The organism is Nocardia concava NBRC 100430, assembly GCF_000308815.1.
Taxonomy (GTDB): domain Bacteria; phylum Actinomycetota; class Actinomycetes; order Mycobacteriales; family Mycobacteriaceae; genus Nocardia; species Nocardia concava.
Map to the genome: position 1 here is coordinate 34,437 of NZ_BAFX01000017.1, position 16,793 is coordinate 51,229.

The 16,793-nt window shown below is 66.8% G+C and carries 17 protein-coding genes and 1 tRNA gene; 11 read left to right on the forward strand and 7 right to left on the reverse strand.

What is annotated here, in order from left to right; all coding sequences use genetic code 11:
• The first annotated feature begins 8 nt into the window (after window positions 1–8).
• Window positions 9–722 carry a hypothetical protein gene (locus ON43_RS04565; RefSeq protein ID WP_086007889.1) on the forward strand — a complete coding sequence of 238 codons (714 nt, stop codon included), beginning with the start codon at window positions 9–11 and terminating at the stop codon, window positions 720–722.
• A 4-nt stretch (window positions 723–726) separates the two neighbouring features.
• Here ON43_RS04565 and ON43_RS04570 read toward each other — a convergent pair whose 3' ends face one another.
• Together ON43_RS04570 and ON43_RS04575 are read right to left on the reverse strand one after the other, a co-directional pair.
• The gene (locus tag ON43_RS04570; protein ID WP_040803883.1) at window positions 727–1,455 is read right to left on the reverse strand and encodes a DUF899 domain-containing protein; all 729 of its coding nucleotides are present in this window, start codon (window positions 1,453–1,455) and stop codon (window positions 727–729) included.
• A 107-nt stretch (window positions 1,456–1,562) separates the two neighbouring features.
• Window positions 1,563–3,560 carry a TPM domain-containing protein gene (locus ON43_RS04575; protein WP_040803885.1) on the reverse strand — a complete coding sequence of 666 codons (1,998 nt, stop codon included), beginning with the start codon at window positions 3,558–3,560 and terminating at the stop codon, window positions 1,563–1,565.
• A 61-nt stretch (window positions 3,561–3,621) separates the two neighbouring features.
• On the opposite strand from ON43_RS04575, the gene ON43_RS04580 reads away from it, so the two are divergent.
• The 4 genes from ON43_RS04580 to ON43_RS04595 are packed head-to-tail and all read left to right on the forward strand — an operon-like array spanning window position 3,622 to window position 7,045.
• Window positions 3,622–4,317, forward strand: coding sequence for an MBL fold metallo-hydrolase (locus tag ON43_RS04580; RefSeq protein WP_040803887.1), 696 nt, complete (start codon window positions 3,622–3,624; stop codon window positions 4,315–4,317).
• A 59-nt stretch (window positions 4,318–4,376) separates the two neighbouring features.
• Complete coding sequence (locus tag ON43_RS04585) at window positions 4,377–5,039, forward strand: YdcF family protein (protein WP_051177924.1); 663 nt, start codon at window positions 4,377–4,379, stop codon at window positions 5,037–5,039.
• A 3-nt stretch (window positions 5,040–5,042) separates the two neighbouring features.
• Complete coding sequence (locus ON43_RS04590) at window positions 5,043–6,311, forward strand: deoxyguanosinetriphosphate triphosphohydrolase (protein WP_040803892.1); 1,269 nt, start codon at window positions 5,043–5,045, stop codon at window positions 6,309–6,311.
• Between the two features lie 29 nt (window positions 6,312–6,340).
• Window positions 6,341–7,045: a HalD/BesD family halogenase gene (locus ON43_RS04595; RefSeq protein WP_040803894.1), complete on the forward strand. Its 705-nt coding sequence runs from the start codon at window positions 6,341–6,343 to the stop codon at window positions 7,043–7,045.
• Window positions 7,046–7,047: 2 nt separating this feature from the next.
• On the opposite strand, the gene ON43_RS04600 is transcribed toward ON43_RS04595, so the two are convergent.
• From ON43_RS04600 to ON43_RS04610, 3 genes are read right to left on the reverse strand one after another with little or no spacing between them, the layout of a single operon-like run.
• Window positions 7,048–7,725, reverse strand: a complete 678-nt coding sequence (locus ON43_RS04600; RefSeq protein ID WP_040803896.1) for an energy-coupling factor ABC transporter ATP-binding protein — start codon at window positions 7,723–7,725, stop codon at window positions 7,048–7,050.
• Window positions 7,722–8,270 carry a biotin transporter BioY gene (locus tag ON43_RS04605; RefSeq protein WP_040803899.1) on the reverse strand — a complete coding sequence of 183 codons (549 nt, stop codon included), beginning with the start codon at window positions 8,268–8,270 and terminating at the stop codon, window positions 7,722–7,724. Before ON43_RS04605 ends, ON43_RS04600 begins: the two co-directional genes overlap by 4 nt.
• Before the next feature lie 33 nt (window positions 8,271–8,303).
• Window positions 8,304–8,894 carry an energy-coupling factor transporter transmembrane component T family protein gene (locus ON43_RS04610; protein WP_040803901.1) on the reverse strand — a complete coding sequence of 197 codons (591 nt, stop codon included), beginning with the start codon at window positions 8,892–8,894 and terminating at the stop codon, window positions 8,304–8,306.
• A gap of 98 nt (window positions 8,895–8,992) precedes the next feature.
• On the opposite strand from ON43_RS04610, the gene dnaG reads away from it, so the two are divergent.
• Window positions 8,993–10,897: a DNA primase gene (gene dnaG, locus ON43_RS04615; protein ID WP_040803902.1), complete on the forward strand. Its 1,905-nt coding sequence runs from the start codon at window positions 8,993–8,995 to the stop codon at window positions 10,895–10,897.
• Window positions 10,898–10,984: 87 nt separating this feature from the next.
• On the opposite strand, the gene ON43_RS04620 is transcribed toward dnaG, so the two are convergent.
• Window positions 10,985–11,230, reverse strand: a complete 246-nt coding sequence (locus tag ON43_RS04620) for a hypothetical protein (protein ID WP_033086249.1) — start codon at window positions 11,228–11,230, stop codon at window positions 10,985–10,987.
• 187 nt (window positions 11,231–11,417) lie between these two features.
• Between ON43_RS04620 and ON43_RS04625 the strand changes: the two genes are divergently transcribed.
• The 5 genes from ON43_RS04625 (at window position 11,418) to ON43_RS04640 (ending at window position 14,664) form a co-directional block, all read left to right on the forward strand.
• Window positions 11,418–11,490, forward strand: a tRNA-Asn gene (locus tag ON43_RS04625).
• Window positions 11,491–11,585: 95 nt separating this feature from the next.
• On the forward strand, window positions 11,586–11,735 hold the full coding sequence (locus ON43_RS44610) for a hypothetical protein (RefSeq protein WP_157513899.1): 150 nt from the start codon (window positions 11,586–11,588) through the stop codon (window positions 11,733–11,735).
• 71 nt (window positions 11,736–11,806) lie between these two features.
• Window positions 11,807–12,670 carry a TIGR03621 family F420-dependent LLM class oxidoreductase gene (locus ON43_RS04630; RefSeq protein WP_040803904.1) on the forward strand — a complete coding sequence of 288 codons (864 nt, stop codon included), beginning with the start codon at window positions 11,807–11,809 and terminating at the stop codon, window positions 12,668–12,670.
• Between the two features lie 165 nt (window positions 12,671–12,835).
• Window positions 12,836–13,426, forward strand: coding sequence for a DUF8020 domain-containing protein (locus tag ON43_RS04635; RefSeq protein WP_040803906.1), 591 nt, complete (start codon window positions 12,836–12,838; stop codon window positions 13,424–13,426).
• Between the two features lie 302 nt (window positions 13,427–13,728).
• Entirely contained in the window at window positions 13,729–14,664 is a 936-nt protein-coding gene (locus ON43_RS04640; RefSeq protein ID WP_157513900.1) for a helix-turn-helix domain-containing protein, read from the forward strand.
• 54 nt (window positions 14,665–14,718) lie between these two features.
• Here the strand turns inward: ON43_RS04640 and ON43_RS04645 are convergent, their stop codons facing one another.
• Window positions 14,719–16,488 (reverse strand): acyl-CoA dehydrogenase family protein, encoded by a 1,770-nt coding sequence (locus ON43_RS04645; protein ID WP_040803910.1) that lies wholly within the window; start codon window positions 16,486–16,488, stop codon window positions 14,719–14,721.
• Between the last annotated feature and the right edge of the window lie 305 nt (window positions 16,489–16,793).

Consider the following 16,793-nt stretch of genomic DNA (forward strand, 5'->3'; position numbering starts at 1 on the left):
TATCCGAAATGATCATTGCGAGAATCGCGGCCGTCCTCACCGCCGTCGTCGCCCTCACCGGGGCACTGCTCACCGCCGGTTCGGGGACCGCCGAGGCCTTCGGGCCGTTCTGTGCGGCCGGGGATCCGAACCAGACCACCGCCGAAATGTTCGCCACCACCAATACCGCCACCATCACCGACCCCGCCGACCCGCGCCTGTCCGACCAGCTCCCACTGTTCGACACCGAAGTGCGGCTCAACGCGCTCATGGAGCTGGGGACGGTGAACGGGTCCGAACCCGTCGCCGGCGTCTTCTGGTCGGAGCAGAACCAGCAGATCACCTACGAGACCTCCCGCCGCTTCGATCTGGCCTGCACCGGCAGCGAGAACCTCTGCTGGATCGCCGACGACCTGCGGCTGCGCCACAATCAGGAAGCCGTGCTCGGCATCGCCTATCTGCCGCCCGACAACGAGCGCTCCGACGGCTTCCTCATCCGCGTCCCCGGCGTCGACCGCACCCGCCTTCACGATGCGCTCCTGGCTGATCCCATCGCGCGCGACCGCCTAGGTGGCGGCTCGGTCACCGAGGACGGCACGCTCATCCTCGTCGCCGACCGAGCCGACCTCGACGTGACCAAGGCCTTCGTCGAAGGGCTTGGCGCGCAATGGGATCCGTCTGCCGTGCGCTACGGCGACCGCGAACTCGTCACCGACACCTGCATCCAGGGAGTTCTCTTCTGAACCCTCAGTGGCAGTGGGATTCGGTCGGCTCGTCGTACCTGTCGTGGTGAACGGCCTCGCCGACATGGCCCTGACGACCCAGCGGAGTCAGGTCCAGATAGTTGTGGGTGTTGATCAGGATGTCGCCACCGCGTGCGTACGACGAATACGTGTGGAAGACGCGATCGTCGTCGTCGCGCCAGAAGACGCTGGTGCCGGGCTGCTCGCCCTCGGTGAACCAGGGCTCGCCCTTGGCGATGAGCTCGGCCTTGGTGCGGTAGTTGTATTCCACCGGTGCGACGGATTCGTCCATGGTGACGTGGAAGTCGTAGTTGAAATCGCTGCCGTGCGAGGAGTACATCGGGAAGGTCCAGCCCATCCGGGCGCGGTACTTGGCGAGGTTGTCCCACGGACCGCGGGACACCGCCACGAAGCTGGTGTTCTTGTGCCGCAAATGCTCGATGTGATTGACATTGTCCAGCATCAGGGCGCAGCTCGGGCAGCCCGCGTCCAGGTCCCAGCGCCACATCATGTGATACAGAATGAGCTGTCGGCGGCCCTCGAAAAGGTCTGCGAGCGTGGCCTTTCCATGCTCACCCTCGAAGACGTACTCCTTGTCGACCGCCACCATGGGCAGTTCGCGGCGCTTGGCGGCCAGTGCGTCGAGGCGGTGGGTGAGCTCCTTCTCCTCGGCCAGCAATTCCTTGCGTGCGGCGAGCCAGTCGCTCCGGGATGCCACGGTGGGACGGGTCATGATCTGCTCCTTGCTCGAAGGACGGATGTCTCCGAGTAGGTAGACCCGGCCGGGGCACGGAAATTGTCGGCCGGCACCGGAATTGGCCCAAATTAGATGGTCGAGCCTCAGAACCGCCCGCCGCGACTGATTCGCCGCGAACCATCGGAACCGCCGAACGAGCCGGGCCCGTACCCGCCCCCGCCACCGAAACCGCCCCCGCCACCGCGGTATCCGCTACCCATGCCGCGCAGCATGCCGTCGATGAGGATGCCGCCCAGGATGGCACCCGACTGCGATCGCGACCCGGAGGCCAGCCGCTGTTGCTGAGCCTGCCAATCGTTGACCGCCGCCTGCGCGGTGTGCAGCGCACGGGAGCCGAGTTCGGCCGCGCGCTGAGCGGATTGCAGGGCTCGGCCGGGATCGGACCCCGAAAGCTGTTCGGCCTCCTGCAAACTGCGCTGCGCCTCGGCGAGCCGGGTTCGCGGCTCGGCATCCACGCCACCCCGCCGGGTACTGATGAAATCCGCGGCAGCGTTGATCTGACTCCGGGCAGCGGTCAGCGTCTGATCGAGCCGACGCTGCAGTTCCTCGGCCGCCCGTTTGCGATCGGTGGCGGCGGCAATGGCCTGATCGAGCGCGGTATCCGCGGCCACGGCCTGCCGGAAGACACCCAGCGGATTGGTGGCCGCGTCGGCAGTCGCCTGATCCAGCGCGGTCCGCGCGCCCGCTGTTGCGCTAGGCAATTCGGTGCCGCCGTGCTGGGACAGTTCCGCCGCGGCTGCGAGATCGCGACGCAATTCCTCGACGATGCCGGGCAATCCAGCCCGCGCCTGATCGATATCGACTGCCGCGCTGTCCACCGCATCGAGCAATGTCCGCGCCGCATCCACCGCCGATTCCGCGGCACGAATATCGGCCACCGCCGCTCCCTGCTGGCCGACGGGCTTGGCCACCGCGTCCCGCCCCTCCTCGATGGCCTTCTCCGCGAACCCGATTCGCTCCTTCGCCATGTTCACGTTGTCGCGGATCGGCGCCAGCACCGAAGCCGGATGCTCGGCGACCAGCTGCGCCAGCGTCGCCTCCGAACCCGGCATGCGGGCGGTCAGCGCCACCATGTCCCGCGTCAGCGCGTCCAGCCGCTCTCCGGCATTGATGAGCAGATTCCGCATGGCGTCGAATTCGCTGACCTTGGCGTCCAGATCCCGATCCGCGCTCCCGCAGCTGCTGATCAGTTCGATCAGCATGCGCTGCTGCTGATCCGGCGTCTCCGGGATGTCGTCGTCGAGCTGTTGCCGGATCGAGAACGCCTTGGCCAGCGCCTGCTTCGCGGCCTCCAGTGCGGCGGTGAACGGCGCGGTGGCAGTGGCCCCGAATTCGTCGGTGGCCAGCCGCAATTCCTCGGTGCTGGTGCGAATCGCGTTGTCGGTGTCGACCAGGGTCTCCTTGGATAGGGCGTCCAGGATCACCAGCGGCAGGGCTTCGAGGGCGGTGGTATCGGTCGGGTCGGTCTTGCGCGCCGATTCCAGTACCGCGTGCTCACGCCGCGCCTTGCGCCGTCGCGACCACAGCCAGAGCGCGAGCGCCACCAGCACCACGGCCAGTGCGATCAGCACCAGCGTCCCGAGGCCGACCCCGCCTGAACCGCTCATGGCCTGCGACAACCCGTTGGCCGCGGCCAATCCGGCACCGGCCCAGTCCCCGGCGCGCAGCTTCGGTTCGACCTTGTCGACCAGCAGTCGGTCGAGGTCGGAGTCGCTGACCGATTTCGGCACGGTCCCGGTGAAGGCGTACGCGCGATCGTCGACCGCGACCGACAGCAGCACGTCCCGATCCCCGAATCCGGACAATCGGGCGGTCTGCTCGCCCCACGAATTCGAGTCCATCCCATGGAAGTTCCGCACGTAGACGACCCACAGCCGCTCGTGGTCGCGCGAATACAGCGAATCGATGGCCTGCTGCAGCTCCGCGGTCTGGCCGCGATCGAGCACGCCCGCCTGGTCGGTGACATAGCTCGGCAGGCGCAGTGGCTCGTCGGCGAGCGCCGGTGCGGCGCGCCCGCCGACCAGGGCCAAGGCCAGGAGCATTCCGGTCACGACGAGGCCCAGCTGCTTCGGTAGCCGCATCCTCTGAATCTAACTGTGGAACGGGAAGCGTCGGTTTCTTCCGCACATTGTGTCGGCGTCGATGACTACCATCGGGTACGTGATCACGATCGATTCCCCCTACACGGGACACGTCAGCCCCGGCTCCAACCCGCAGCAGCGCGAGGTCCCGGGCGCGCGCATCGTGAAGATGTCCGTCGGCGGCATGGACAACAACACCTATCTGGTGCAGTGCACGGCCACGGGCGCGGCGCTGTTCATCGACGCCGCCAACGAGGCGGACCGGATTCTCGAGCTCCTCGGCCAGGAGGCTCCCGGCCGGGTGGAGCTCATCGTCACCACCCACCAGCATCGCGATCACTGGATGGCGCTGCGGGATGTGGTGTCGGCGACCGAGATTCCCACCGCCGCCCACACCCTCGACGCCGAGCCACTACCCGTGAAGCCGGACCGCCTATTGGCGGACGGCGAGAAGATCCGGGTCGGCGACCTCGAATTCGAGGCCATCCACCTGGCCGGGCACACCCCGGGCTCGGTCGCGCTCGCGTTCACCGACGGCGCGGGCCGCACCCATTTGTTCACCGGCGACTCGCTGTTCCCGGGCGGTGTCGGCCGGACAATGAATCCGGAGCAGTTCACCTCGCTGCTCGGCGATGTGGAGACCAAGCTGTTCGACCGCTACCCGGACGACACCGCGGTGTACCCGGGCCACGGCGACGACACCACCCTCGGTGCCGAGCGTCCGCAGTTGCCCGAGTGGCGGCGACGCGGTTGGTAAAACTCCGGAACCGTCCCGTCGCGGTGTCGCCTAAAGATGTGGATTGGCTGGTTCGCGACATGACCGACCCCATCCCAGAGCAGGGCGGGTGCGTCAGTGGCGTCTGGCGCTGGACCAAGCGCCTGCTGGCCGGCGCGCTCGTCATGGGCGTGCTGGTGGTCGGCGGCACGGCCGTCCGGGTCTGGCAGGTGGCCCGCATCGACGACTACAGCACGGCCGACGCCATCGTGGTGCTGGGCGCGGCCCAGTACGACGGCACCCCGTCCTCGGTGTTCCAGGCGCGACTGGATCAGGCGCACCGGCTGTACACCAAGCAGATCGCGCCCATGATCGTCACCGTCGGCGGCAAGCAGGTCGGCGACAATTACACCGAGGCGGCCTCGGGCAAGATCTATCTGGAAAACCGTGGCGTGCCCGGGGATCGGATCCTGGCCGTCGAAACCGGTTCCGACACCCTGCAGAGCGTGGAGGCGGTGTCCAAGGCCCTGCTGGCGCGCGGCAAGACGTCGGTGGTGCTGGTCAGCGACCCGTGGCATTCGCTGCGTACCCGGACCATGGCGCGCGACGCCGGGCTGAAGGCGTGGACCGCGCCGACTCGCACCGGTCCGGCGGTGTACACGCGGGAATCGCAGGCGCATGGCATTTTCCGGGAGACCTTCGCGCTGCTGTGGTATCAGCTGACCCACTTCTCGGCGGACTTCAAATACACGGCGGACCAGTGAGTTATGAACGCGCGCATCGACTATGACCGGGTGTACTCCGAGGCCGATCGGGAACGCATGGTGCCCGAGACCGATCGGACCGCGGGGCTGAGCTGGTCGCCGTGCCCGGCGCGGCGCAGCGAATTCGCCCGGGATCGCGCGCGGGTACTGCATTCGGCGGCCTTGCGGCGGTTGGCGGACAAGACGCAGGTCATGGGTCCGCGCGACGGTGACACCCCGCGCACGCGGCTGACGCATTCGCTCGAGGTCGCGCAGATCGGCCGCAGCATCGCCGACAGTCTGGGCTGCGATCCGGATCTGGTGGATCTGGCCGGGCTCGCGCACGATATCGGGCATCCGCCCTACGGCCACAATGGTGAGAAGGCCCTCGATCAATTCGCCGACAAGCACGGCGGTTTCGAGGGCAATGCGCAGAACCTGCGCATCCTCACCCGGCTGGAGCCCAAGGTGATCGACGAACACGGCAACAGCTTCGGGCTCAATCCGACCCGTGCCGCCCTGGACGCCGTCATCAAATACCCCTGGGGCAGAACGGGTCCCAGCTCCAAGTTCGGCGCGTACGACGTGGACATGGATCGGCTGGACTGGGTTCGCAAGGGCGCGCCGGATCGGCGGCAATGCCTGGAATCGCAGATCATGGACTGGGCCGACGATGTCGCGTACTCGGTGCACGATGTCGAGGACGGCGTGATCGTGGGCCGCATCGATCTTCGCGCGCTGGCCGATCCGGTCGAGCAGGCGGCCCTGGCCGAACTCGGTGCGCGCCAGCATCCCTCGCTGACCACCGACGAGCTGGTGGCCGCCGCGCAACGGCTCTCGGAGATGCCGGTAGTCTCCGCGGCCAGCGAATACGACGGGTCGCTGCGCGCCTCCGTGGCATTGAAGAGCCTGACCAGCGATCTGGTGGGCCGCTTCGCCACCGCCGCCGTCGAGGCCACCCGCTCCGGCTGGGGCGGTCGCCAATTGTCGCGCTACGCCGCCGATCTGGAGGTGCCGCGCGTGGTGGCGGCCGAGGTCGCGGTGCTCAAGACCATGGCCCTGCGCTACGTGCTCTCCGATCCGATTCACCAGGTGCGCCAGGCCGGACAGCGCGAACGCATCCTGCTAGTGGCGAATACGCTCCTCGCCGCCGCTCCGCGTGGGCTGGACCGGCTGCTGCTGCCCTGGTGGGAGCTGGCGCAGGACGACACCGCCCGGGTCCGCGTGATCGTCGACCAGATCGCGTCCTACACCGAGAGCCGCCTGGAACGAGTCGCCGCCGCGATACCCTGAATCCGGCTAATTCGGCGGCAGGGGGCGCGATGACACGCGAGGTGGACGGCATTGTCGACCTGGACAGATATCCGCTGGACCGGCGGGACGTCGCGCGCCTGCGCGAGGTGATCGAACGGTCCCAGGCGGATTTTCTGGTCAGCGGTGTCACGGTGCTGCCCGAATTCCTGCGGCCCGCAGCGGTGACCGAGATGGCCGCGGACGTGTTGTCGGACGGTTTGGGCGATGCCATGCGGTTCGAATACACCGTGGCGTACGACCGGATTCCGGATTCTTCGCCGTTGAAGGCGCTGTATAACTGGGAGCCGTTGCGGGAGTTCGTATCCCAGCTGGTGGGGGAGCAGGCGCACCGGTCGGCCGACGAGCTGGGCGCGATGACGGTGCAGATCCACGAGAACGGGGATGTGCAGGACTGGCATTACGACATGTCGGATTACACGGTGATGCTGCACATCGTCGCGCCGGAGCGGGGCGGCGGGCTCGAATACATTCCGCTGCCCGGCGCTTTCATCGAACGCGGGGGCGGGCTGCCGATGCGGCACCGGCACATGGTGAAGATGCTGCCGACGGTGCCGGGGACGCTGGTGCTGCACGCGGGGCGGCGGTCACGGCATCGGGTGACGCCGGTACAGGGGGAGATTCCGCGGGTGAGCGTGCACATGGCGTTCAATGCGCGACCGGGGCAGAAGCTGAACGCGCATGTGCGGCGGCATTTGTTCGGGCGGGTGGAGTGAAATCAGCTGTCGTGTAGGGCGAGGTAGGCGGTAATGCTTTCGGCGGGTGAACCGTCGGCCACGATCCGGCCGTTGTCGAATACCAGCACCCGATCGAAATCCGCCAGCAACTCCAGATCATGCGAAATCACAATCAATTGCTGCGGAAGTTCGTGCAGCAGACCGGAAATGCGGCGCTTGTTGCGCAGGTCCAGCAGCGTGGTCGGCTCATCGAAGACCACGTACTTCGGCCGCACCGACAGCACCGCGGCGATGGCCAGCAGCTGCTTCTGCCCGCCGCTGAGCAAATGCGCCGGATGGTCGTGGAATTCGGCCAGCCCGTACTCGGCGAGGGTTTCCTTCACCCGTTCCGGGATCTCCGATTTCGCCACCCCGTGATGCTTGAGCCCGAACGCGAGATCCTCGGCGACCGTCGGCATGACGATCTGCACATCCGGATCCTGGAAGACGAATCCGACCAGCTTGCGAACGGCCTTGCCCTGCTTGCGGGTATCGAGGCCGTCGACGCGGACCTGGCCGGTACTGGGCACCTGTAAGCCGTTGAGCAGCCGCGCGAAGGTGGATTTACCAGAGCCATTGGAGCCGATGACGGCGATCCGATTCTCGCTCAAAGTCAGAGAGAGGTTGCTCAGCACCTCGCGCTCGCCGAACCGGTGGGAGACGCCCTCGATCTCGATCATGCCCGCGCCGGAATCATCGGATACGCCTTGCCGACCGCCACCGCGGCGATCGAGCCGATCACTGTCTTCACAATGTCGCCCGGAATGAACGCCACCGATGTGGTGAACGCCTTCGCCAGCGAGATGTGTGCCGCCGCGGCCATCCACGGAATCCCGATGGCGTACAGCACGATCGCGCCGCCCAGGAAGTTGATCAGCAGGGCGATCGGCAGGTTGTAATGCCGCCACACCCGCTCGGTGAGCACTCCGATCACGAATGCCCCGATCGGATAGGCGATCACGAACCCGCCCGTCGGCCCCATGATCACCGACAGCCCGCCGCGCCCGCCCGGCAGCACCGGCAGGCCGACGAACACCATCGCGTCGAACAGCAGGATCGCCAGCGCACCGCGCTTCGCGCCCAGAATCGACCCGGCCAGAATGACGCCCAGGGTTTGCGAGGTGAACGGCGCGAACGCACCCGGCAACTGGATCAGCGGGAAGAAGCCCAGAACCACCATGATTGCCGCGAACAGCGCGATCTGCGCCAAATCCCTACTACGCACCGAGGCATCCTAAATGGCGGCCGTTCGGACCCTTCAGTCCAGGCCGCGGGCGTCCAGCGCCTCGCCGACGCCGTCGGCCATGCGCAGTGTGCGGATCAGTAGCGGGACCAGGAAGACGGTCGATCGCTCGATGCCGCGGGCGCGCTGGGCCGAGCGGACCAGTTCGGCCTGCTCGCGGATGACCGGGATGAATCGAATGGTCATGGCGATCAGCAGTCCGACGCGGTCGGGGCGGACACCCAGCGGCCGCAAAGGTCCCAGCGCCCGCTCGATGGTCTCGACCATGGCCGAGGTGCGTGTGGTCAGCGTCACCAGATTGGCCAGCAGGACCAGGGTGAGCAGGCGTTCCCCGACCAGGACCGCGCTCTGCCAGCCGGAGAAGATCACCTGCGCGACCATGATCAGCGCGAGAAACGGTGCGAGCCCGAGCACCTGCCGCCCGGTGGTCCGCCACGGAATGCGAGCCACCCCATACAAACCCAGCACCACCGCGAGCGCGACGGCGAGCCACAAGATCGACGGCACGAAGAACAACGCCGTCCCCGTCGCCGCCAGTACCAGCAGCTTTGTCCCGGCGGGCACGGTATGCACCGGCGTCCGGGCGTCGTGGTACAGGCTGAGCACCGATAGATCCTGGCATGCGCCGGAAAGGGCATTCGGTCCGGCGTCCAGGCGTGCGTCCCGGTCGAGTGTGTCTATATCGCGCGGCTAGACTCGCTGCCGTGGCAGGCCGTATTCCGGACCGCGATATCGCGGCGATTCGTGAACGTGTTCGGATCGAGGATGTCGTGGGGGAGTACGTGGCCCTGCGACGCGCGGGCGCCGACTCCATGAAGGGCCTGTGTCCCTTCCATGACGAGAAGTCCCCGTCCTTCCACGTCCGCCCGAATCATGGCGTGTACCACTGCTTCGGCTGCGGTGAGGGCGGCGACGCCTTCGCGTTCCTGCAGAAGATCGAGCACGTCGGCTTCGTGGAGGCCGTCGAGCAGCTGGCCGACAAGGTCGGCTACAAGATCACTTACGAGGGTGGCGGCACCTCGGTCCAGCGCGACCGCGGCACCCGCGCCCGCCTGGTCGCCGCCAATGCCGCCGCGCACGAGTTCTACATGGCGCAGCTCGGGGAGCCTCAGGCCGAGGCGGCCCGCAAGTACCTCACCGACCGCAATTTCGACCACAACGCCGCCCACCAGTTCGGCTGCGGCTACGCCCCCAGCGGTTGGGACACGCTGACAAAACACCTGCTGCGCAAGGGTTTCGACTTCAAGGAGCTGGAGGCCGCGGGCCTGTCCAAGCAGGGCCAGCGCGGCCCCATGGACCGCTTCCACCGTCGCCTGCTGTGGCCCATCCGCAATCTCGGCGGTGAGGTCATCGGCTTCGGCGCGCGCCGGCTGTACGACGACGACACCATGACCGCCAAGTACATCAACACCTCGGAAACGTTGCTGTACAAGAAGTCTCAGGTGCTGTTCGGCCTGGACCTGGCCAAGCGCGAGATCGCCAAGGGTCATCAGGCGGTCGTCGTCGAGGGCTACACCGACGTCATGGCCATGCACCTGTCCGGCGTCAAGACCGCCGTCGCCTCGTGCGGCACCGCCTTCGGCGACGAACACCTCGCGATCCTGCGTCGCCTGCTCATGGACGACAACTTCTGGCGCGGCGAGATCATCTACACCTTCGACGGCGACGCCGCCGGCCAGGCCGCCGCCCTGAAGGCCTTCTCCGGTGACCAGAAACTCGCTGGACAGACCTACATCGCCGTGGCCCCCGACGGCCTCGACCCGTGCGAGCTCCGCCAGCGCAATGGTGACGGCGCGGTCCGCGACCTGGTCGCCCGCCGAGTCCCGTTGTACGAGTTCGTCATCCGCGGCCTGCTCGCCGAACACAACCTGGATTCCCCCGAGGGCCAGGTCGAGGCCCTGCGCCGCGCGGTCCCCGTCGTCGCCCAGATCAAGGACTTCGCCCTCCGCAAGGCCTACGCCACCAAGCTGGCCGGCTGGGTCGGCTGGGACGACATCCAGCAGGTCGTGCGCCGCGTCGGCGACGAGGCCCGCAAGGGCGCCCGCGGCGGCAACACCAAACCCGGCATCCCCGAACGCCAACCGCGCCCGGAAGTCGCCGAGATCGCCCCCGCGCGCCCCAACGACCCCACCCTGCTCCCGCAGCGCCAAACCCTCGCCGCCGCACTGCAATACCCGGCCTTCGCGGGCCCGGTCTTCGACTCCCTCGAGCCCGACGCCTTCACCCACCCGGCCTACATCACCGTCCGCGCCGCCATCCTCGAGGCCGGCGGCACCGCCAGCGGCCTGACGGGCGCCGAATGGGTCTCGGTCGTCGCCGACAACACCGACGACCTCACCATGCGCGCGCTGGTCTCCGAACTCGCCGCCGAACCCCTCCCGGTCAAATCCGCCGACGACATCCCCCGCTTCGTCACCGGCATCATCGCCCGCACCCAGGAATCCTGGGTAGGCCGCCAGATCGCCGAGCTGAAGTCCAAACTCCAGCGCATCTCCTCAACCGAACAGCCCGACGCCTACATGGCCCTGTTCGGCGACCTGGTCGCCCTCGAGCAATACCGAAAGAGCCTCCTCACCCAGGCCATGGGCAACTCCGCCGACTTCGCCTAGACAGCCGAAACCTGCCGACCGTTAATCGGCAGGTTTCTGTTTCGAGTACCTTCGAGTGCCGGGGGCAAGGGGCGAAGCCCCAATCCCTCAGCGGCGCAGCTGATCCTGCGGCACGAGGATCGTGGTGCGCTCGTCCAGCGGCACCATCGGTTCCAGCTTCGGCTGGGTGCTCAGCTTGTCCGAGAGCTTCTGCCGACCCATCATCACGACCTTCCGTGTGACAGGGCTCTCGCTGATCGCGCGGGTCGTCTTACTGATCTGTTCATACCGAGCCCGCCCGGCCTTGGCGCCCAGCACATACCCAGCCGCCACACCGATGATCAACCGCAGCATCCCGAGAAGCTCCCTCCATAGACCATTCCGCCCCCACATCCTGCCCGACCCCACCCCCTACTGTCGATCCGGCACCCCGTCTCCCAAACCGCAATGTTCCTGCAGGTAGAGCCGCGATTTGGGAACTGTACAACCGATACGCTAAAGTTTTCTCCGGCCGGTCCGGAAGGGCCAGCCAGGGAAACAATCCCCTATAGCTCAATTGGCAGAGCAGCCGACTGTTAATCGGCAGGTTTCTGGTTCGAGTCCAGATGGGGGAGCAAGAATAAGCCCTTGACCAGGATATCTGGTCAAGGGCTTTATTCGTTTGGCGTGCCGTCCCCGCCGCAACGACTTATCGGGCATGATCGAAAACATGAGCGAAGATCTGGACCCTAGGCAGTACATGCCCGTCTGGTCGAACCCGGCGATCGACAATCCGGTCCTGCCGATCGAGAACCCCCAGTCGCCGACGACACACGACTACGCGGTCTTCCGGGCGGCGGCCCCAACCGACGACTGCTAGAAAATCGTTTGCGTGGGCGCTCGGCTCCACGGAAGATCCTCTCGCCAAGGACAATTCGCAGAGAGGTAGCCGTGAACCAGAGGGCGTTTCGATTCGGTGCGAGCCTGACCGCGTCGCAGTCACGATCGCAGTGGCAACAGGCGGCCGGTGAAATCGAAGCCCTGGGTTACGACACCCTGCTGGTACCCGATCATCTGGGCATGGTCGCGCCGCTGCCCGCGCTGGTTTCGGCGGCAGCGGTAACGGACCGAATTCGGCTGGGCACCTTCGTACTCAACGCGGGATTCAGTCGAGCGGCGCTACTGGCCCGCGATGTCGCCGGGGTCGATCAGCTGATCGACGGCCGCCTCGAGCTCGGGTTGGGTGCCGGGTTCGCGCGTTCGGAATTCGAGGCCGCCGGTCTTGAATTCCCCAGCGCGGGCGGCCGAATCGATCATCTGGAGTCCACCGTCACCGGGTTGCGGGCGTTGCTGGCCGACCCCGACCACCACCCGCGTCCGGTCCAGCAGCGAATCCCGCTGGTGATCGCGGGTCAGGGCGACAGGTTATTGCGACTGGCCGCCCGCCACGCCGACATCGTCGGCATTTCCGGAGCCCGGCCGGGTACCGATCCGACGCAGAAGGGCACTCTCGCCGAGCGTGTCGCGCTGATCCGTACTGCCGCCGCCGACCGATTCGCCGAACTGGAGCTGAATCTCATGGTGATCGGCCTGCACGTGGTCGGGACCGGGCCGGCGGACCTGAGCTTGGCGAGGATGTTCTACCCGGATCTGACCGACGCGGAGCTGCTGACGGTGCCCGGCGTCCTGCACGGCACCCCGGACCAGATCGCCGACACGCTGCACCGCTATCGCGAAACCTTCGGAATCACCTATTTCACGATTCCCGGTCACTGTGCACAGGCGTTCGCGAAAGTGATCCCCCACCTGCGCTAGCCCGCCGCGCTATTTCTGCTCCGGTATGTCGCACCCGCTATTTCAGACCGGTCGGTTGGTTTTGTGTTAGCAATAGCGAGCAATCGATCTGAGTGTGTGTCCCCAATTCACGGAAGTGTCGGGGCTCGACGCGCCGGCACTCCATCCCGAATGAGAGGCGAGCGCATGCAGTTCAGGAAATTTGCCGCGATGTCGTTGCTGACCATCGCTGCCACCGTCGTCGCCACCGCCACCGCGCACGGTGAGGCGGAGCGGCCGCTGGTGGTGGGCGGTCAGGATCACGGCCTGGCGTACACCTCGACGCTGTCCGAGGATCACCAGGGCGTGGTCACGCACCTCAGCGCCGGCAAATTCGAATTGTCGGATGATCAGTCGCTGGTCACCGTCTCAGCTCCCGACGGCACCGTGGTCGAGCAGATCCCCACCGACTACGAACTCAGCGGCTACCCGGTCCAGCTTCGCGCCGAGGTCTCCGACGACGGCTCGACTCTCACCGTCTGGCCGACGGACAGCCGCGGCCCGGTCAGTGAGTCCACCTACAACGACGGCGTCCGGGAAGTGCAGGCCCAGGCCCAGCTCAAGGACATCGGCGTCATCGGCTGTATCGCCGGCGGCGCGGTGGGCGTCGCCCTCTTCGGCGCGATCGGCACGGTCCTCGGCCTCATCGCCCTGATCGTCGGCGCTATCCCCGGCCTCTTCATCGGTATGGTCGCCGGCGCCGTAATCGGCTGCGTCGTAGGCTTCTTCGTCATCTGACGCCAGCCGCCGCACTCGTGTGAACAGGATTCAGCCCCTGCCAACGATGTTGGTAGGGGCTGAATTCGTATCCGGTCGAAACCGGTTGGCTCGTGGCCGAGAAGGTGGCGCTGATCCACCGCGGATACTGGTGGTCTGCCCCCCTTCGGCAGGCCGCCAGGCCCAGCGGCTCAGCTCGTCAAAGATTAGGTGCGCGTATAGATTCTGGTCGACCGGATCTGCGACGGACCGGTGATCGATTTGCGACGAGAGGGGGGCACCGGGTGTTGGCCGTAGCGGTAGCGAGCGATACGACATCCACGGTGTCGAAGGACGACAGACCGGCGTACTGGCGGGAGCACGTTGCGGCGAATCAGGGCGGTGCGCGCATCGACTTCAACGACTGGCCGAATTTCCATGGCGCGCTGAGGGTTCAGCGGCTGGAGAACTTTCGACTGGGCGATTTCCAGAATGTGGACTTCGTTTCCACCGCGATCTCCTACGAGCGCACGGCGGCGGAGATCGACGCCGACGGCGATCGCAGTACGCGGTTGCTCATTCCGCGCAGCGGAGTCCTGGGTGTTGAACAACATGGCAGGCGAGTACGGTTGCGGCCCGGTCAGATGGGTGTCATCGACTGGGGGCAGCGCATGGTGCTCTCGCACGGCGACAACGCGCACGCCTGGATTCTCAATGTCCCGGCCGATTCGCTGCGGCTGGGTCCGGGCGGGCCGCCGCATCTCGAGCTGGACTCGACCGACCCGTTGCCGGGGTCGGTACTGGTTCTGGCCGAACAGCTTTCCCGCCTGGGCGACAAACTGACGCCCGATCAGTTCCTCCGGATCAGCATGCACTGGGCGGGATTGCTCGCCGCGGCGCTGGACGAGCGCAGGGTAGCCGAGGAATCGAAATTCGCTGCGATTTCCCGTGATGCGCGCTTACATATCCAGAGGTACTCCGATGATCCGCGGCTGACGGTGGATGCGGTCGCGCGCCACCTCGGTATCAGCAGGCGTCAACTCGAGCGTGCGATGCGCGATTTCGGTGCTTCCCCGCACACTTACTTGCTCGCCACGCGCCTGGAGCGGGCGGTGAACCGGCTGACCGATGCCCGGAACAGCGGGCGCAGGATCGCTGATATCGCGTACGACAGTGGGTTTGTCGCCTTGTCCGCGTTCAACAGGGCCTGCCGTGACAAGTACGGAACGTCTCCCGGTCGGCTACGGCAACGCGGCCTGTCGTCGGTGTCCTCACGCTGAAAGCCGTTGCTGGACAGGGCCCACACGCCCGGCCCTGTCCAGCAACGGGCTGGATCAGCGGCGGCGCGGGTCGGCGCAGCGGGATTCCCAGGCGGCCGGGAGGTCGTCGGAAAGGACCGGGGCGGCTAGGGTTTCGTCGTCTAGGCCGAAGGCGTCCAGCAGTGCGGGCAGGTGCTCGGCGAGGGTGTCGAGCGCGTGGCGGAGCTGCTGTTTGATCGTGTCGACCGCGGCGAGGTCGAGCAGGCCGTGGCTGAGGTACCAGAGTGCGTGCTGGTCGAGGTAGTTCAGTGTGAAGACCTCACGCACGGCGGCGATTTCGGGGTGGTCGGAGTATCGGTGCAGTGCCTGTAGGGCTTCCTCGGCCGAGTAGGCCTCGGCGAGGGCGAGCGCTTCGGGGATGACGGCGAGTCGGCCTTCGAGTCCGGGCGTGGCCAGATACTGCTGGGTTTCCTCGACGATGGTGAGGGTGCGGGCGTTGAAAAGGCTCATCCGATCGCCCGGGTCGCCCGGGTCGTGGACCCCGGCCTCGGGCGGCATTTTCCCGGCGAGGTGTTTGGCCAGGACGCGCCCGGCCACCGAGCCCAGGACGTGGCAGTCGCCTTCGCCGGTGATCGCGGCGTGGCATACGCCGATGTAGTCGGAAACCCGGTTGGCGCTGAACATTCCCTGCGCGCCCATTCGGATACGACAGTGGGTGACGGTGTCGAGGGCATGGAGCTGGATGAAATGCTTGGCCAGCATCACCGAGACGACGGTGTCGCGGCTGGTGAGGTCCGCCTTGGCCAGCGAAGTCTTCACCGCGTTGCCGTAGATGGTGCGGGCCAGGGTGCCCGCGAGGTCGGTGAGCAGGGTGTCGCGCACGTGCGGCAGTTCGGCCATGAACGGGGTGTCCGAGGGCGTCAGCGGCACAACGCGTTTGGCGGCGTAGCGCAGCGCGATGTAGAGCGAGGCGCGGGCGGCGGCGTTCAGACAGGAGGACAGCGCGAGCCGGCCGACGGTGAGCTGGCTGATGGCCGAGGCGAACGAGCGTCTGCGGCTGTCCTCGTCGCGCCAGGTCAGCACGCCGTTGTCGTCGATGGTGGCGAGATCGTTGCTCAGCCAGGCGCTGCGATCGACCTTGAGTTTGTCGAAGGCGATGACGGAGTTGTCCATGATGACCAGCGGCTGATGGTCGAGCTGAGTGATCGTCACACCGGGTGCGGGGGTCCCGTCGGCGCCGCGTAGTCGCGCCGCGAACAGATGCACGCCCTGGTCGACACCGGCGGCGTCGATGAAGCGGGCGCCGACCACGCAGACCCGTGCCACCGGGATGCCGACGCTGGGCATGAACTTGCGGTCCCGCGGGGTGGGGGTGTCGATGACGAACCCGTCACCGTCCCAGGTCGCGCGGGTCTGCATGAACTGGATGTTGGATCCGCATCCGTATTCGGTGAGCAGCATGACGCCGACACTGGAGCCGTCGTCGAGATCGGCGAGATACGGTGCGGCCGAGTCGATGTCGGTGAGGGTGGACAGGCTGCCCGAGGCCAGGTTGTAGTGGCCGGAGATCAGCGGAATCAGGTCGGTCGCCAGCACGGCCGACCAGTCGAAGACGGCGAACAGCCGCGGCAGGTCGGTGGCGATGTCCCGGGTGCTGCCGACCTCGGCGACCAGGTTGTGCAACTGGTCGTAGGCGTTCTGGCGGCGTTGTTCCTGGCTCTGGGCCTCGGTGACGAAGTAGGCGGGGTTGCTCAGGATCTTTTGCAGGTGCTGGTCGAATTCCAGGCTGCCGTGGCGGATGACCTCGGCCAGCGAGGTCCGCTCTTGGTGCGCGGGAGTGTGCATGATCCGTCTCCTACTCATTTACTCGGTCCCACCGGCCATTGGTCCGCCGGGGGCATAGGAGGTGCTCGCCGCGCTCGGGCGCGCCGGGCCCGCCGTTGGCAGGGTGGCGGGGCTGGAGGCTGGAGCTGGGCGATTACCTGTCAGAAGCTCGACGCATCACGCACCTTCACAGGACCTCCCGGCCGCACGCGGCGGAGGAGAAAGGTGCGGATTGCCGACCGGATCGGGTCGGCGGACAGGAGTTCGGAAGTGCGCGGGCTACCACAGCGCGAAAGCGCTGGTACGCCAACGTCGCGGGCGGATCC

What these genes read in the sequence shown, in the direction of transcription:
- ON43_RS04565 (WP_086007889.1), top strand. Translation starts at nt 9, where the DNA reads ATGATCATTGCGAGAATCGCGGCCGTCCTCACCGCCGTCGTCGCCCTC.
- ON43_RS04570 (WP_040803883.1), bottom strand. Translation starts at nt 1,455, where the DNA reads ATGACCCGTCCCACCGTGGCATCCCGGAGCGACTGGCTCGCCGCACGC.
- ON43_RS04575 (WP_040803885.1), bottom strand. Translation starts at nt 3,560, where the DNA reads ATGCGGCTACCGAAGCAGCTGGGCCTCGTCGTGACCGGAATGCTCCTG.
- ON43_RS04580 (WP_040803887.1), top strand. Translation starts at nt 3,622, where the DNA reads ATGACTACCATCGGGTACGTGATCACGATCGATTCCCCCTACACGGGA.
- ON43_RS04585 (WP_051177924.1), top strand. Translation starts at nt 4,377, where the DNA reads ATGACCGACCCCATCCCAGAGCAGGGCGGGTGCGTCAGTGGCGTCTGG.
- ON43_RS04590 (WP_040803892.1), top strand. Translation starts at nt 5,043, where the DNA reads ATGAACGCGCGCATCGACTATGACCGGGTGTACTCCGAGGCCGATCGG.
- ON43_RS04595 (WP_040803894.1), top strand. Translation starts at nt 6,341, where the DNA reads ATGACACGCGAGGTGGACGGCATTGTCGACCTGGACAGATATCCGCTG.
- ON43_RS04600 (WP_040803896.1), bottom strand. Translation starts at nt 7,725, where the DNA reads ATGATCGAGATCGAGGGCGTCTCCCACCGGTTCGGCGAGCGCGAGGTG.
- ON43_RS04620 (WP_033086249.1), bottom strand. Translation starts at nt 11,230, where the DNA reads ATGCTGCGGTTGATCATCGGTGTGGCGGCTGGGTATGTGCTGGGCGCC.
- ON43_RS44610 (WP_157513899.1), top strand. Translation starts at nt 11,586, where the DNA reads ATGAGCGAAGATCTGGACCCTAGGCAGTACATGCCCGTCTGGTCGAAC.
- ON43_RS04635 (WP_040803906.1), top strand. Translation starts at nt 12,836, where the DNA reads ATGCAGTTCAGGAAATTTGCCGCGATGTCGTTGCTGACCATCGCTGCC.
- ON43_RS04645 (WP_040803910.1), bottom strand. Translation starts at nt 16,488, where the DNA reads ATGCACACTCCCGCGCACCAAGAGCGGACCTCGCTGGCCGAGGTCATC.